The 14,497-nt window shown below is 70.5% G+C and carries 16 protein-coding genes; 10 read left to right on the top strand and 6 right to left on the bottom strand.

Annotation, left to right across the window (positions count from 1 at the left end; genetic code table 11):
* Window positions 1–87: 87 nt before the first annotated feature.
* From IG99_RS37350 to IG99_RS37340, 3 genes are read right to left on the bottom strand one after another with little or no spacing between them, the layout of a single operon-like run.
* Complete coding sequence (locus IG99_RS37350) at window positions 88–759, bottom strand: response regulator (protein WP_037682300.1); 672 nt, start codon at window positions 757–759, stop codon at window positions 88–90.
* The gene (locus IG99_RS37345; protein ID WP_158973315.1) at window positions 756–1,187 is read right to left on the bottom strand and encodes a TrbL/VirB6 family protein; all 432 of its coding nucleotides are present in this window, start codon (window positions 1,185–1,187) and stop codon (window positions 756–758) included. The genes IG99_RS37350 and IG99_RS37345 overlap by 4 nt, the downstream gene beginning before the upstream one ends.
* Window positions 1,184–2,128: a sensor histidine kinase gene (locus IG99_RS37340; protein ID WP_037682296.1), complete on the bottom strand. Its 945-nt coding sequence runs from the start codon at window positions 2,126–2,128 to the stop codon at window positions 1,184–1,186. The genes IG99_RS37345 and IG99_RS37340 overlap by 4 nt, the downstream gene beginning before the upstream one ends.
* A 273-nt stretch (window positions 2,129–2,401) precedes the next feature.
* On the opposite strand from IG99_RS37340, the gene IG99_RS37335 reads away from it, so the two are divergent.
* Both IG99_RS37335 and IG99_RS37330 read left to right on the top strand, forming a co-directional pair.
* The gene (locus IG99_RS37335; RefSeq protein ID WP_037682294.1) at window positions 2,402–2,887 is read left to right on the top strand and encodes a cation:proton antiporter regulatory subunit; all 486 of its coding nucleotides are present in this window, start codon (window positions 2,402–2,404) and stop codon (window positions 2,885–2,887) included.
* Between the two features lie 4 nt (window positions 2,888–2,891).
* Window positions 2,892–4,133, top strand: coding sequence for a cation:proton antiporter (locus IG99_RS37330; protein ID WP_037682292.1), 1,242 nt, complete (start codon window positions 2,892–2,894; stop codon window positions 4,131–4,133).
* Window positions 4,134–4,217: 84 nt separating this feature from the next.
* On the opposite strand, the gene IG99_RS37325 is transcribed toward IG99_RS37330, so the two are convergent.
* The gene (locus IG99_RS37325) at window positions 4,218–4,625 is read right to left on the bottom strand and encodes a pyrophosphohydrolase domain-containing protein (protein WP_037682291.1); all 408 of its coding nucleotides are present in this window, start codon (window positions 4,623–4,625) and stop codon (window positions 4,218–4,220) included.
* A gap of 330 nt (window positions 4,626–4,955) precedes the next feature.
* On the opposite strand from IG99_RS37325, the gene IG99_RS37320 reads away from it, so the two are divergent.
* A complete protein-coding gene (locus tag IG99_RS37320; RefSeq protein ID WP_037682289.1) occupies window positions 4,956–5,954 on the top strand; it encodes a TAXI family TRAP transporter solute-binding subunit in 999 nt (332 codons plus the stop codon).
* A 21-nt stretch (window positions 5,955–5,975) separates the two neighbouring features.
* Here IG99_RS37320 and IG99_RS37315 read toward each other — a convergent pair whose 3' ends face one another.
* Window positions 5,976–7,382: a sensor histidine kinase gene (locus IG99_RS37315; protein WP_037682286.1), complete on the bottom strand. Its 1,407-nt coding sequence runs from the start codon at window positions 7,380–7,382 to the stop codon at window positions 5,976–5,978.
* A gap of 184 nt (window positions 7,383–7,566) precedes the next feature.
* Entirely contained in the window at window positions 7,567–8,253 is a 687-nt protein-coding gene (locus IG99_RS37310; protein ID WP_037682284.1) for a response regulator transcription factor, read from the bottom strand.
* A 296-nt stretch (window positions 8,254–8,549) separates the two neighbouring features.
* On the opposite strand from IG99_RS37310, the gene IG99_RS37305 reads away from it, so the two are divergent.
* The 7 genes from IG99_RS37305 to IG99_RS37280 all read left to right on the top strand — a co-directional run bounded on the left by IG99_RS37305 (window position 8,550) and on the right by IG99_RS37280 (window position 14,445).
* Window positions 8,550–9,326 carry an amino acid ABC transporter ATP-binding protein gene (locus tag IG99_RS37305; protein WP_037682283.1) on the top strand — a complete coding sequence of 259 codons (777 nt, stop codon included), beginning with the start codon at window positions 8,550–8,552 and terminating at the stop codon, window positions 9,324–9,326.
* 79 nt (window positions 9,327–9,405) lie between these two features.
* Window positions 9,406–10,242 (top strand): glutamate ABC transporter substrate-binding protein, encoded by an 837-nt coding sequence (locus IG99_RS37300; protein ID WP_037682282.1) that lies wholly within the window; start codon window positions 9,406–9,408, stop codon window positions 10,240–10,242.
* Window positions 10,243–10,319: 77 nt separating this feature from the next.
* A complete protein-coding gene (locus IG99_RS37295) occupies window positions 10,320–10,988 on the top strand; it encodes an amino acid ABC transporter permease (RefSeq protein WP_037682280.1) in 669 nt (222 codons plus the stop codon).
* Window positions 10,985–11,881, top strand: coding sequence for an amino acid ABC transporter permease (locus IG99_RS37290; RefSeq protein ID WP_037682279.1), 897 nt, complete (start codon window positions 10,985–10,987; stop codon window positions 11,879–11,881). The genes IG99_RS37295 and IG99_RS37290 overlap by 4 nt, the downstream gene beginning before the upstream one ends.
* 174 nt (window positions 11,882–12,055) lie before the next feature.
* Window positions 12,056–13,657 (top strand): FAD-dependent monooxygenase, encoded by a 1,602-nt coding sequence (locus tag IG99_RS37285; RefSeq protein ID WP_037682278.1) that lies wholly within the window; start codon window positions 12,056–12,058, stop codon window positions 13,655–13,657.
* Window positions 13,658–13,775: 118 nt separating this feature from the next.
* Window positions 13,776–13,823: a hypothetical protein gene (locus IG99_RS52160; protein ID WP_309506048.1), complete on the top strand. Its 48-nt coding sequence runs from the start codon at window positions 13,776–13,778 to the stop codon at window positions 13,821–13,823.
* A gap of 79 nt (window positions 13,824–13,902) precedes the next feature.
* On the top strand, window positions 13,903–14,445 hold the full coding sequence (locus IG99_RS37280) for a cupin domain-containing protein (protein ID WP_037682277.1): 543 nt from the start codon (window positions 13,903–13,905) through the stop codon (window positions 14,443–14,445).
* Window positions 14,446–14,497 lie beyond the last annotated feature (52 nt).

Genomic DNA, 14,497 nt, shown 5'->3' with positions numbered 1-14,497 from the left:
GCCTTCCGGAAACCCGGACGGCCTTCTGCACCGCCACCCGGCAGCCATGTCTCAAGGGTAGGCGGTGAGCGGCCGCGACCGGGTGCCTCAGGGGTCCACCAGGCCCGCCCGGATCGCGTACCGCGTCAGTTCCAGGCGGTCGCGCATGCCGAGCTTTTGGAGGAGATTGGCGCGGTGGCGTTCGACCGTCTTGGCGCTGATGTGGAGGAGGCCGCCGATCTCCCTGGAGGTGTGGCCCTCTGCGACGAGTTTGAGAATCTCCTCCTCGCGCTCGGTGATGGCACGCTCGGGCAGGCCGTCGCCGCGGTGGAGGCGGTCGAGGTAGGAGCGGACGAGGGTGCGTTCCGCGCCGGGGTAGACGAAGGGCTCGTCGCGTACGGCCGCCCGGCACGCCTCGACCAGGTCGCGATCGGCGACGGACTTCAGGACGTAGCCGCTGGCGCCGGCCTTGAGGGCCTCGAAGAAGTACTGCTCGTTGTCGTACATCGTGAGGATCAGGATCGCCAGGCCGGGCAGGCGCCGGGAGAGCTCGCGGGCCGCCTGGAGGCCGGTCGTACGGGGCATGGCGATGTCCAGGACGGCCAGGTCGATGTCCCCGGCCCGGGCCCGCTCGACCGCCTCCGCACCGTCCCCGGCCTCGGCGACGACCGTGAGATCCGGTTCCCCGTCCAGAATCAGGCGCACACCTCTCCGTACGAGCGTGTGGTCGTCGGCGAGCAGGACGCGTACCGGAGGGCGTATCGCAGAGCCGGGGGTCACCGCGGGTCCCCGGCCGAGGTGGAGGGGCGGAGGTCGGTGGCGGCTTCGGGCGGCATGGAGGGGCGGCTGACGGCGGTTACGGGCGGTATGGAGGGGCGGCCGCCGGCGGTGGCTCCGGCCGGTTGCGTGAACGGGCGGCGGTGGGTGGCAGCTCCGGCCGAGGTCTGGGGGCGGAGACCCGTGGCCATGCTCGGGCGGCCGTCGGCCGTGGCTCCCGCCGGCATCCAGGTGCGCATGCCCGTGGCCATGCTCCGGCCGCCGCCGGCCACGGCTCCCACCGGCATCCAGGTGCGCGCGCCCGTGGCCGTGTTCGGGCCGCCGTAGGCCGTGGCTCCCACCGGCATCCAGGAACGCACACCCGTGGCCACGCTCGGGCCGCCGCCGGCCACGGCTCCCGCCAGTTTCCGGGGGCAGGGACATGTGGTCATGCTCGATCTTCCGTCGGTATGTGCAGGCGTACGTCCGTTCCCCGTCCCGGCGCCGGTTCGACGGTGAGGGTCGCGCCGATCAGGAGGGCGCGTTCGCGCATGCCGGTGAGGCCGGCGCCGTCGCTCGCGTCGCCGAGGCCCCTGCCGTTGTCGCGGACGAGGAGTCCGACTCCGTCGGGGGCGGCCGTGAGCCGGAGTTCGGCACGGTCGGCGTGGGCGTGCCTGGCCGTGTTGGTGAGGCCCTCCTGGGCCACGCGGTAGAACACCAGTTCCGTCTCCCGGGTCAGCGGGGGCAGGTCCCCCGCGAGGTCATGACGCACCCTCAGCCCGTGCGCGGAGAACTCCGCGGCGAGCGAGCGCAGGGCGCTGAGCAGTCCGAGCTCCTCCAGCACGCCCGGGCGCAACCGGTGCGCGATCCGGCGGATCTCTTCCAGGCCGGCTCGGGTCGCCTCCTGCGCCTGGCTCACCTCGTGGCGCAGCGGCTCGGGGGCCCGGTCGGCCACGCGTTTGAGCTGGAGGAGAACCGCCGTGAGGGTCTGGCCGACCTCGTCGTGCAACTCCCTGGCGATGCGCCGGCGTTCGCGTTCCTGCGCGGAGAGCGCACGGGCGGCGCTCTCGGCGCGCTCCGTCTCGAGCCGGTCCAGCATCGCGTTGTACGTCGTGATCAGCTCCGCCGTCTCCACCGGACCGGAGACCACCGGACGCGCTCCCGGGCGCAGCAGGTCGGCCGTGGCCATGGCGCGGCCCAGCCGCCCGAGCGGCGCGAGACCGACGCGGAGCACGACCGCGTTGACGACCAGCAGCGCGGTGAGGCCCACGACGACGACCAGCACCTCACCCGGCAGGACCGGGGTCGAGACGGTCACCGGACCGAGCAGCAGTGCGGCGGCCACGACCAGGCCGACGGCGTTGAGAGAGAAGATTCGCCAGAACAGCGACACGTGCCCGGCCCCTCCTTTCCCAGCCCTCGCCGATCTCGTCCATGGCACCGCCCTGACCAGCCTCTCCTCCGCCTGCCCACCCCGTCCATCCGTCACGACACCCATGTCCTCACCGTATGGGGGGATGGCAGCATGGCGACTCCGGGCATCCGATGAAAGACGCGCCGAACCGACGCGCGTCAGACGCACGACGCGTCAGACGCACGACGCGTCACATCGACTACGCGTCACATCGACTACGCGTCACATGGACGACCAGCAAGGGGAAGAAACGTGTCTGCTCCACGCCTCCGGGCGACGCCGCTGCCGGGTATCGGGGTCCAGTACGACCTCGAGACGCGCGAACACCGCCACCTGTCCGTGGTGGCGCACCGGGACGGAACCCGGACGGTGAGCCTGTACCGCGCCGACGACCCCGACTCCTGCGCCCAGTCCCTGCGGCTGACCGGCGCCGAGGCGGGCTCGCTGATCGACGCGCTGAAGCCGTCGCACCACAGCGCGAGCCTGCTCTACACCACGGACCTGGGACTGGTCGCGGAGCGCGTCGAGGTGGCCGCCACCTCCCGCTGGAACGGGCGCGTCCTCGGCGACACCCGGATGCGCACGGAGACCGGGGCGTCGGTGGTCGCGGTGTTGCGGCGGGCGGAGGCGATTCCGTCCCCGGCGCCGGACTTCCGTCTCGCGGGCGGTGACATCCTGATCGTCATCGGCACGCGCGAAGGCGTCGACGCGGCCGCCGCGATACTCGGACGGGAGTGATCGCGTGCACTCCGCGGTCCTGCTGATCGAGTTCGGTTCCATCATCCTCGGCCTCGGCCTGCTCGGCCGGTTCGCCGCCCGTCTCCAGTTCTCGCCCATCCCGCTCTATCTCCTCGCCGGTCTGGCCTTCGGCGAGGGCGGTCTGCTGCCGCTCGGCGCGAGCGAGGAGTTCGTCGCCATCGGCGCGGAAATCGGCGTGATCCTGCTGCTGTTGATGCTCGGCCTGGAGTACACGGCGAGCGATCTGGTCTCCAACCTCAAGTCCCACTACCCGTCCGGCCTGGTCGACTTCGCCCTCAACGCCCTGCCCGGCGCCGCCGCCGCGCTGCTGCTGGGCTGGGGTCCGGTGGCCGCGGTGGTGCTGGCGGGCGTCACCTGGATCTCGTCGTCCGGAGTCATCGCCAAGGTCCTCGGCGACCTCGGCCGGGTGGGCAACCGCGAGACCCCGGTGATCCTGAGCGTCCTCGTCCTGGAGGACCTGGCGATGGCGGTGTACCTGCCCATCGTCACCGCGCTGGTCGCCGGCGTCGGCCTCGCGGCGGGCAGTGTGACCCTGGCGATCGCCCTGGGTGTCGCGGGCCTGGTGCTGTTCGTGGCCGTGCGCTACGGCCGGGTCATCTCGCGGTTCGTCTCCAGCGACGACCCGGAGAAGCTGCTGCTCGTCGTTCTCGGCCTGACGATCCTGGTCGCCGGTGTCGCACAGCAGCTCCAGGTGTCGGCCGCGGTGGGGGCGTTCCTGGTCGGCATCGCGCTGTCCGGGGAGGTCGCCGAGGGCGCGCACACCCTGCTGAGCCCCCTGCGCGACCTGTTCGCCGCGGTGTTCTTCGTCTTCTTCGGGCTGCACACCGACCCGGCGAGCATCCCTCCCGTCCTGCTGCCCGCCCTCGCGCTGGCCGTCGTCACCGCGGCGACGAAGATCGCCACCGGGTACTGGGCGGCACGGCGGGCCGGGATCTCGGTCAAGGGTCGGTGGCGTACGGGCGGCACACTCGTGGCGCGCGGCGAGTTCTCGATCGTCATCGCCGGTCTCGCCGTCACGGCCGGCATCGAGCCGTCCCTGGGACCGCTGGCCACGGCCTACGTCCTGATCCTCGTCATCGTGGGCCCGCTCACCGCGCGGTACACGGAGCCGCTCGTGGCTTGGTGGGGACGGCGACGCGCGAACGGCACGGCGGACGCCGCACCCTCGGCTCCGCCGCCCACCGAAACCGCCGGTTCACGCACCCAGGCGTCGGTGAACGACTGAGCGCACGCGCGCGGGCGGCGCCGACCCACGGCGACCGCCCGCAGCCGTGCGACCACTGGCCTCCCTACGTACGCACTCTGCGTCTCACGCCGATCCGCCGGGCGTCCATCCCTGGCGGCGCAGTACGGCCGACACATCCGGAGCCTCGTAGTGCTCCCCCTTGAGGACCTTGCCGTCGGCCCGGCGGGCCACCCTGCCGTCGGGTCCCAGCTTGGTCATGTTGGAGCGGTGGATCTCGGCGATCACCGCGTCGAGGTCGATCCCGTGGACCAGAGCGGTGCCGTACGCCACGTACACGACATCGGCCAGTTCATGCGCGAGCCGGTCGAGCGGGCCGTCCACCGACACCTCGGCGACCTCCGCGGCCTCCTCCGCGAGAAGCTCCCCGCGGTGGGCGGCGAGCGTGGTGGACACCTCGGTGGGCGTACCGCGGACGTCGAGACCGAAGGCGAGATGGAACTCACGGACCAGGTCGGCGGGCGAGGAACTCATCCGCCGACTGTAGCGAGCGCCCAGGACGGTGCCGCGCCGGTGCTGTCGCACAGCGCCGGGCAGCGAGAGAACCGCCCGTCCGCAGCCGGGGGCCGGTGGCCGGGGGCCGGTGGCCGGGAGAGACCCCCTCACGGGGACCAGGGCCCGGACAGATCCCCCTCACGCAGCCAGGACCGTGGGAAACCCGCGCCCCCGCAGCCCTGGGCCGTGGGAAACCCGCGCCCCCCCGCAGCCCTGGGCCGGGGGGAAACCCGCGCTCCCGCAGCCCCGGGCCGTGAGAGACCCGGCTCCCCTGGTCAGCAGGCCGCCCCGGCTGGCAGGATCGCGCCCATGTCCAGAATCTTCCCCCGGATCGGCAGGCGCCGGGCCCTGCAGGGTGCTGCCGCCGGTTTCGTCGCCCTCGGGCTGCTGCTGTGGTGGCTGCTGCCGCTGGGCGAGGAGCCGCCGAGCGGGACGATCACGGTCATGACGGGGACACCGCGCGGCGTCTACCAGGACTACGGCCGTCGGCTGCGCAACGAGCTCGACAAGGACATGCCCGACCTGAACGTGAGGCTGCAGACCAGCGAGGGCTCGCAGGAGAACGTCGCGCGCGTGGCGGCCGGAGAGGCCGACTTCGCGATCGCGGCGGCCGACGCGGTGGAGACGTACGAGCTGAGGAACGGGCCCGGTGCCGACCGGCTGCGCGGGGTCGCCCGCCTCTACGACGACTACGTACAGCTCGTCGTGCCGCGCGACTCGGCCATCAAGTCCCTCCGAGACCTACGGGGCAAGCGGGTCGCCATAGGGCCGCCGGAGTCGGGGGTGCGTCTGATCGCCGACCGGCTGCTCGGCGCGGTGGGCATCAACGCGGAGAAGGACATCAAGCCGCAGGGCGACGGCATCGGCACGGCGCCGGGCCGGTTGCGGCGGAACGAGATCGACGCGTTCTTCTGGTCGGGAGGGCTGCCGACCGCCGGTGTGAAGGAGCTCGCCAACCACTTCGCCTTCCGGTTCGTGCCGATCGAAGCCTCCGTCGTCGCGAAGCTGCACCGGGAGGGCGACGCCACGCGCTACTACCGGGCCACCAACATGCCGGAGTCGGCCTACCCCGCCATCCAGAACGGTGTCACCGTACCGACCATGGCGGTCTCCAACCTGCTCATCACCCGCGCGAACATGGACCCCCGGCTCACCGAGTGGGTGACCCGCACCGTGATCAGAAGCCGGGACGGCATCGGCACCCACGTCCACTCCGCCCAGCTCGTCGACCTGCGCACCGCCATCTACACAGACCCCCTCCAGCTGCACGCGGGCGCCCGCCGCTACTACCGCTCCGTGAAGCCGTAGGGCCCACCAGCGGGCGTCCCGTCACCCCGCGGGCGCCGACCTCGGCACACTCACCGTCACGCGCAAACCGCCCGGTTCGTTGTGGTCGTAGGCGATGGAGCCGCCGCCCGCGGCGAGCAGGGTCCGGGAGATGGAGAGGCCGAGGCCGGAGCCCTTGATGTTCTGGTGGCGGCCGGCGCGCCAGAAGCGGTCGCCGACGCGGGCCAGTTCCTCGTCGGTGAGGCCGGGCCCGTGATCGGTGACCACGACGGTCGACATCGACCCGTCGGTCCCGACGCTGACCCCGACGCTCTCCCCCTCGGGCGTGAACTTCACGGCGTTGTCGATCACCGCGTCCAGGGCGCTGGACAGGGCGACCGGGTCGGCCCAGGCGGTGGTGGGCGGGCAGGTGCCCACCAGCCGTACGCCCTTGGCCTCGGCGGTGGGCGCCCAGGCCGCGACCCGCTCGGCGCTCAGCGCGCCGATGTCGGTGATCCGCAGGTCGGCCTCGGTGTGCTCGGCCAGCGCGAGGTCGAGCAGATCGTCCAGGACCTGCGCGAGACGCTTGCCCTCCGTCTGCACGGAGGCGATCTCCTCGTTGCCCTCGGGGAGTTCGAGGGCGAGGAGCTCGATGCGCAGCAGCAGCGCCGAGAGCGGGTTGCGCAACTGGTGCGAGGCGTCGGCGACGAAGGCGCGCTGCTGCTCCAGCACGTCCTCGACGTTGTCGGCCATCTCGTTGAACGACCGGGAGAGCCGTCGCAGTTCCGGCGGCCCGCTGGCGACCGCGACCCGCGACTTCAGGCGACCGCTCGCGATCGCGTGGGTCGTCGTGTCCAGCACGCGTACGGGTTTGAGTACCCAGCCGGTCAGCTGGAGGGCCGCGCCGACGGCGAGCAGCATCGCGGCGATCTCGCCCGCCCCGATGACCAGCCATCCGTGCAGGATCCGCGAACGCATCTGTCCCGTCGGCGAGTCGGTGACGACGACCGCGACGACGTCGCCGTCCCGGATGACGGGCGAGGCGACGACGAGACGGCCACGCTGCCAGGGCCACACCTGCCGGGGGTCGTGGCTACGACGGCTGAGGAACGCTTCGTCGAAGGCGTCCCGCACCTCGCCCTCTTCGGGGAGGTACCAGTCCTCCGGCGCGTGAGCCATGGGCGAATCGCTGCGGTAGAAGACCCCGGCACGAATGCCGTAGACCTCGTAGTAGCTGAGGAGTTCGCGGCCGAGCGTCTCCCGGCGTTCGTCCACCGGCGTGCCGGCGGACTCGCTGGAGGCGTCGCCGACGAACTGGGCGAGGGCAGCGAACCGCGCGGTGTCGTCGATCCGGTCGACGACCACCTTCTGTTGCTGCGCCCCGGCCACGCTGATGGCCAGCGGTACGCCGAGGGCGAGCAGCACGGCCGCCATCAGGACGATGAGCAGCGGCAGCAGACGTGTGCGCAAGCCGTTTCCGCCCTATCCCCGCTCACCTGTGTTCATGAGCCGCCGCTGCTTCCTTCCTTTCGCGACCCGCCGGCCCGATCCGCCGACCCGATCCGCCGCACCGATCCGCCGCACCGATCCGCCGCACCGATCCGCCGCACCGATCTGCCGCACCGATCTGCCGCACCGATCCGCCGGTCAGACCCTACGCGGCTGGGGCGACAAGCCGGTAGCCCACGCCTCGTACGGTCTCGATGAGGGCAGGCATGCGCAGCTTGGCCCGCAGGGACGCGACATGCACCTCCAGGGTGCGGCCGGTCCCCTCCCAGCTGGTGCGCCACACCTCGCTGATGATCTGTTCCCGGCGGAAGACCACCCCGGGCCGCTGCGCCAGCAGGGCGAGGAGGTCGAACTCCTTGCGGGTCAGCTGGACGACCGAACCGTCCACGGTGACCTGCCGCGTCGGCAACTCGATGAGCACCGAGCCGAGGCGCAGCGCGGTCTCGACGGCCGCGGCGGGGTCCTCGTGGAGGGTGCGGCGGCTGACCGCGTGGATACGGGCGAGCAGTTCCCCGGTGTCGTAGGGCTTCACCACGTAGTCGTCGGCGCCGAGGTTGAGGCCGTGGATGCGGGAGCGCACGTCCGAGCGCGCGGTGACCATGATCACCGGGGTCGCGGTGCGCTTGCGGATCTTGCCGCAGACCTCGTAACCGTCCTGGTCGGGCAGGCCCAGGTCGAGGAGCACCACTCCGAAGCCGGGCCCTTCCGGGACGAGTGCCTGGAGGGCCTCCTCGCCGTTGCGGGCGTGGGTGACCTCGAAACCGTGACGCTTCAGCACCGCGGACAGAGCCGCGGCGACGTGGTTGTCGTCCTCGACGAGGAGCAGTCGCATCCAGGCCCCCTCCGATTCATCCGCCGTATGGTGTCGGTCTGTACAAATACGCGCACACGCGCGCGTGCACCATGGCAGTCACACTGATTCAGGACGACGCCGTCAAGTGGGTTCCGGTTCCGCGGGACTTCCGTTATCCGGCCGATACGCGCACTGATTGCGCCCAGGTCACAAGTGCTACGACACGTGTCCGATTGCTATCGGATCGTGATGCTCAGATTCCCCTCAGATGTAATGACGCTGGTTGTACGGGGTTACTACTGTCCTGCGAAACCGAGGAGGACGGAGCCCGAGCGATGACCAATGTATCGGTGGCCAAGGAGGACGCGGCCCCTACCGGAGACCTGGTCGTCCTGGAGAGCGTCAACAAGCACTTCGGCGCGTTGCACGTTCTCCAGGACATCGAGCTGACGATCACACGAGGTGAGGTCGTCGTGGTCATCGGCCCCTCAGGGTCCGGCAAGTCCACCCTGTGCCGCACCATCAACCGCCTGGAGACGATCGACTCCGGCGCGATCTCGATCGACGGCAAGCCCCTGCCCCAGGAGGGCAAGGAGCTGGCCCGGCTGCGCGCCGACGTCGGCATGGTCTTCCAGTCCTTCAATCTGTTCGCGCACAAGACCGTGCTCCAGAACGTGATGCTGGGCCAGATCAAGGTCCGCAAGACCGACAAGAAGAAGGCCGAGGAGAAGGCCCGCGCCCTCCTCGACCGGGTCGGCGTGGGCACCCAGGCCGACAAGTACCCCGCGCAGCTCTCCGGCGGTCAGCAGCAGCGCGTCGCCATCGCGCGCGCCCTGGCCATGGACCCGAAGGTCATGCTCTTCGACGAGCCGACCTCCGCGCTCGACCCGGAGATGATCAACGAGGTCCTGGAGGTCATGCAGCAGCTCGCCCGCGAGGGCATGACCATGGTCGTCGTCACCCACGAGATGGGCTTCGCACGTTCGGCCGCGAACCGCGTGGTGTTCATGGCGGACGGCCGCATCGTCGAACAGGCCGCGCCCGACCAGTTCTTCAGCAACCCGCGCAGCGACCGCGCCAAGGACTTCCTCTCGAAGATCCTGCACCACTGACGGCGCGCCGCGCGCCCCCAAGTCGCCTGCGTCACCCGCTCCTGACGGACCGGATCGTCACCACTCAAAGGATGTTCACATGAAGCTCCGCAAGGTCACCGCCGCCTCGGCCGCCGTCCTCGCCCTCGCCGTGACCGCCACCGCGTGCGGTTCGGACGACAAGGACAGCGGCGGCTCCTCGGGCGGTGGCAAGACGATCACTGTCGGTATCAAGTTCGACCAGCCCGGTATCGGCCAGAAGACCCCGCAGGGCTACGCCGGCTTCGACGTCGACGTCGCCACGTACGTCGCGAAGAAGCTGGGCTACAAGGCGGACCAGATCGAGTGGAAGGAGTCGAAGAGCGCCGACCGCGAGACCATGCTCCAGCGCGGTGACGTCGACTTCATCGCCGCTTCGTACTCCATCAACCCGGAGCGCGAGAAGAAGGTCGACTTCGCCGGCCCGTACCTCCTCGCTCACCAGGACGTCCTGCTCCGCGCCGACGACACCAAGATCAAGTCTCCGGCGGACCTCAACAAGGCGAAGCTGTGTTCCGTGACCGGCTCGACCTCGGCGCAGAACGTCAAGGACAAGCTGGCTCCCAACGCCAACCTGCAGAAGTACCCGACGTACTCGGCCTGCCTGTCGGGTCTCCAGAACGGGGCCATCGACGCGCTCACCACGGACGACTCGATCCTCGCCGGATACGCGTCCCAGGACCAGTTCAAGGGCAAGTTCAAGCTCGGCGGCTTGAAGATGACCAACGAGAACTACGGCATCGGAGTCAAGAAGGGCAGTGACCTCAAGGCCAAGATCAACAAAGCCCTTGAGGACATGGTCGCCGACGGTTCCTGGGACGCGGCCGTGAAGAAGAACTTCGGCCCGGCCAACTACAAGAGCGAGCCCGCGCCGAAGATCGGCGACGTCAAGAGCTGAGTCAGCGCCCGACGGGTGCGCCGCCCCGGTGAGGGCGGCGCACCGGGGCCAACCCACACGCGGAAGCGCGGGAGATCGTGTTCGACTTTCTTGAAGGTTACGACCTGCTGGGCGCCTTCTGGGTGACGGTGCAGCTCACGCTGCTCTCGGCCGTCGGCTCCCTGATCTGGGGAACGATGCTGGCGGCCATGCGCGTCGGCCCGGTGCCCCTGATGCGCGGCTTCGGCGCCGCCTACGTCAACATCGTGCGGAACATCCCGCTGACGGTGATCATCCTTTTCACCTCGCTGGGCCTGAACCAGACCCTCGGCATCACTCTCGGCGGCGGGGACGACTTCGACACCATCAACTTCCGGCTCGCCGTCCTGGGTCTGATCCTCTACACCTCGGCTTTCGTCTGCGAGGCGATCCGTGCCGGCATCAACACGGTGCCGGTCGGCCAGGCGGAGGCGGCCCGGGCTGTCGGGCTGAACTTCACCCAGGTCCTGACACTGATCGTGCTCCCTCAGGCATTCCGCGCCGTGGTCGGCCCTCTGGCCAACGTCCTCATCGCCCTCACCAAGAACACCACGGTCGCTGCCGCGATCGGCGTGGCCGAGGCGGCGCTGCTGATGAAGGAGATGATCGAGAACGAGGCCCAACTGCTGCTGATCGCCGCGATCTTCGCGTTCGGATTCGTGTGCCTGACGCTGCCGACCGGTCTGATCCTCGGCTGGGTGGGCAAGAAGGTGGCGGTGAAGCGATGAGTTCCGTTCTGTACGACGCCCAGGGGCCCCGGGCCAAACGACGCAACGTCCTCATCACGGTGGTGTTCCTGGCCGCCCTCGTCGCGGTGCTGTGGTGGGTCTACAAGAGCCTGGACGACAAGGGCCAGCTCGAGTGGGCGAAGTGGGAGCCCTTCACCAAGTCCGAGTCGTGGACGACATATATCCTGCCCGGCCTGAAGAACACGCTGATCGCGGCCGCCCTGGCGATGGTCATCGCGCTGCCGCTGGGTGCCGTCTTCGGCATCGCGCGTATGTCCGACCACGCGTGGGTCAGGATCCCGGCCGGGGCGATCGTGGAGTTCTTCCGCGCCATCCCGGTGCTGATCCTGATGATCTTCGGTCTGGCCCTGTACTCCGAGTACACCGGCATCAGCTCGGACGACCGTCCCCTGTACGCCGTCGTCACCGGCCTGGTCCTCTACAACGCCTCGGTGCTCGCGGAGATCGTCCGCGCGGGCATCCTCGCCCTGCCGAAGGGGCAGACTGAGGCCGCGCAGGCGATCGGTCTGCGCAAGACCCAGACCATGACATCGATCCTGCTCCCGCAGGCGGTCACCGCGATGCTCCCGGCGATCGTCAGCCAGCTCGTCGTGATCGTGAAGGACACGGCCCTCGGCGGAGCGGTCCTCACCTTCCCCGACATGCTGGCCGCCGTCTCGCCGATGAGTTCGTACTACGGCGCGAACGTCATCGCGAGCTTCACGATCGTGGCGCTGATCTACATCGCGGTCAACTTCGCCATAACGACGTTCGCGAGCTGGCTGGAGCGACGGCTGCGGCGCGGCAAGAAGTCGACAGGTGCTGTGCTCAAGGCTGACGACGCGGCGGTGGGTGGAACCTTCGGAACCGGAGCAGGCGGAGCCAACGCCTGACGGACATTCACCCGGCGGGTACAGGGAGGGCAGTGGCATGATCGCCACTGCCCTTCGTCGCTTGACGCGGGAACCGGCAATGGGTTGCATACGTTCTGTGATCGTGCACCCTGCTCCAACCCTTTGCTCACCCATGTCCCCGATGACAACGTCACAGGCAGGGGGCGCCACACCGTGGATCCGGTGATCATCGTCGGAGCGGGCCCCGTCGGGCTCACGCTCGCGCTGGCTCTGGCGCGCCAGGAGGTGCCCTCGGTCGTGCTCGACGAGGGACCGGGCAAGGACGAGCCGCGGCTCGCGCGCACGGTCGTGCTGCGTGAGGACACCACCGCCCTGCTGGAGCGGCTGACCGGATTGCCGCTCGCGGAGGCCGGTGTCCGTTGGGCCGGATGGCGGTCGATGCGGCGCAGGCAGGTGATGCGCGAGGTCGCGTTCGACGACACCGAGCCGGCCCCGTTGCACATCGCGCAACACGTGGTGACGGGCGCCCTGCGCGCGGCTCTCGTCGGCGAACGGCTCGTCAAGGTCGCCGTGGACAGCCGCCTGGACACCGTCGAGCAGGAATTTTCAGGCATCAACGCCCACACCCGCGGCACCCAGGGCACCTGGTGGCGCGGCAGTTACTTGGTCGGCTGCGACGGCCCCCGTTCCACCGTGCGCAAGCTCCTGGACATCCGCTTCCCCGGCCGTACGGCGGTGGAACGACACGCCGTCGCCGCGCTGCGCACGGAACTCCCCTGGATCGACCAGGCGTTGCTGCACCGGATGCCGCCGTGGCGGACGTCCGGCCCCTCCACCCAGGAGATCACCGGCCGCCCGCTCCCGGACGGCGTCTGGCGCCTGGACTGGCTGCTCCCGCCCGGCAAGGACCTGGTCACGCCCGAGCAGCTGGTGGCCCGCGTACGCGAGACCCTGGCCGGCTGGAGCGAGGGCCCGACCCCGCCGTACGAGCTTCTCGACACCGGCGTCCACACCGTTCACCACCGGCTGGCCCGCCGCTGGCGCGAGGGCCGGGTCTTCCTCGCCGGGGACGCGGCGCACCTGCTGGGCACGCTCGGCACCCAGGGGCTCGACGAGGGCCTGCGGGACGCCGACAACCTCGCCTGGAAGCTGGCCACTGCCTGGCACCACGGGCCGCACGAGGCGCTGCTCGACAGTTACCAGTCGGAGCGGCGTGCCCTGGTCTCCGCCCGGCTGCGCGCCGCCGACCAGGCGCTGCCCCTGTTGCGCGGTGGCGGGGGGCTCCGTGCGTACGTCCCCGGATCGGCCCGGGGACACGACACGCTGCTCGCCGACGGTCACCTGGGGCGCGGTCCGCTGGGCACGCCCGGCACGTACGCGGAATCCGTGCTCGCACCCCCGCCCCTGGAGGCGGAGGTCCCGGTGGGCACCTCGCCCGGCGCCCCGGTGGAGGACGTACGGGTGACGGCGGAGGACGGTACCTTCGTTCAACTGCGCGACCGGCTCGGGCGCGGCGCGCTGCTCGTCGTGCTGATCGCGCCCGGCACGGGAGTGTGGGAGCGCAGGCACTGGGTGTCCGCCGGGATCATGCCCCGCCTCGCGGCGGCGGTGACGGCGCTGCCGCACCCCGCCGAGCTGCTGGTCGCGGAGAGCTACCCCGGCGCCGCCGCCCACACCGTCCTCCTCGTCCGGCCCGACGGCCATCTGGTCACGGCACTGAACGGGGTGCGTCCGGCCGATCTGTACGCGGCGGCGGAGGCGACGCTGGGTGGACCGGTGAAGACGGAGGCGGCGGTGGGATCCGGGGTGAAGTAGTTCGTACGGACTGTCACCCTGCGGTCCACATGGTGACTATCTGTTGACCGGTTCGCACCGACATGGTGTACTCCGGATCGTGACCGACACCGATGTGCGCCTGTGGCGGAGGGTCCATATGGACCTCGTCCGCTATGCGGGCTGCGTGTGTCGCCCGTCCTGCTGAATTCGCATCCCCTCTTTCTCCGCGCGCGACGCCCCTGTGCTGTGCGCGCTCCCACGCGAACACTCCTCAGGACGGTGCCGTGTCCCTCTCTGCGTCTCTCCCCGCCTCCAGCCCTGTCTCCACGCCCGCCGCGCCCACGCAGGCGGACCTCCTCGACTTCGTACGGCGCACCGCTGCCGACGCCGAGCTGATCTCCTCGCTCCCCCTCGATCCCGAGGGCCGCACCTGGGTGCGCCTCGAGGGGCCCGGTGGCAGCGAGGCCTGGCTGATCGGCTGGCCGCCCGGCACGGGCACCGGCTGGCACGACCACGCCGACTCGGTGGGCGCCTTCCTCACCGCGCAAGGTGAGCTGCGGGAGAACTCGCTCGCCACGCGGCTGCCCACCGACGGCTGGAAGACCCTGGAGCTGGAGGACGGCGTGGACCGGGAACGCCTGCTGTCGGCGGGCCACGGCCGTGCCTTCGGGCACCACCACGTCCACGAGGTCCTCAACGAGTCCCCCGACCAGCACGCCATCTCCGTCCACGCCTACTACCCGCCCCTGCCGCAGATCCGCCGCTACAGCCGTACGGGTCAGGTCCTGCGGCTGGAGCAGGTGGAGCGTCCGGAGGACTGGCAGTAGGCAAGAGGCGGTGAGAGGACTGGAGCGAGGAGAGCGCGGGAGCACCAGGGCC

The sequence above is a fragment of the Streptomyces griseus subsp. griseus genome, assembly GCF_000720255.1.
GTDB lineage: Bacteria > Actinomycetota > Actinomycetes > Streptomycetales > Streptomycetaceae > Streptomyces > Streptomyces griseus_I.
The sequence above is the reverse complement of the archived record's forward strand: the minus strand, read 5'-3'. Positions and strand labels throughout refer to the sequence as shown.

Coding starts and splice junctions, on each gene's coding strand:
- IG99_RS37345 (WP_158973315.1), bottom strand. CDS start 1,187: ATGACCACATGTCCCTGCCCCCGGAAACTGGCGGGAGCCGTGGCCGGC.
- IG99_RS37325 (WP_037682291.1), bottom strand. CDS start 4,625: ATGAGTTCCTCGCCCGCCGACCTGGTCCGTGAGTTCCATCTCGCCTTC.
- IG99_RS37320 (WP_037682289.1), top strand. CDS start 4,956: ATGTCCAGAATCTTCCCCCGGATCGGCAGGCGCCGGGCCCTGCAGGGT.
- IG99_RS37310 (WP_037682284.1), bottom strand. CDS start 8,253: ATGCGACTGCTCCTCGTCGAGGACGACAACCACGTCGCCGCGGCTCTG.
- IG99_RS37305 (WP_037682283.1), top strand. CDS start 8,550: ATGACCAATGTATCGGTGGCCAAGGAGGACGCGGCCCCTACCGGAGAC.
- IG99_RS37300 (WP_037682282.1), top strand. CDS start 9,406: ATGAAGCTCCGCAAGGTCACCGCCGCCTCGGCCGCCGTCCTCGCCCTC.
- IG99_RS37290 (WP_037682279.1), top strand. CDS start 10,985: ATGAGTTCCGTTCTGTACGACGCCCAGGGGCCCCGGGCCAAACGACGC.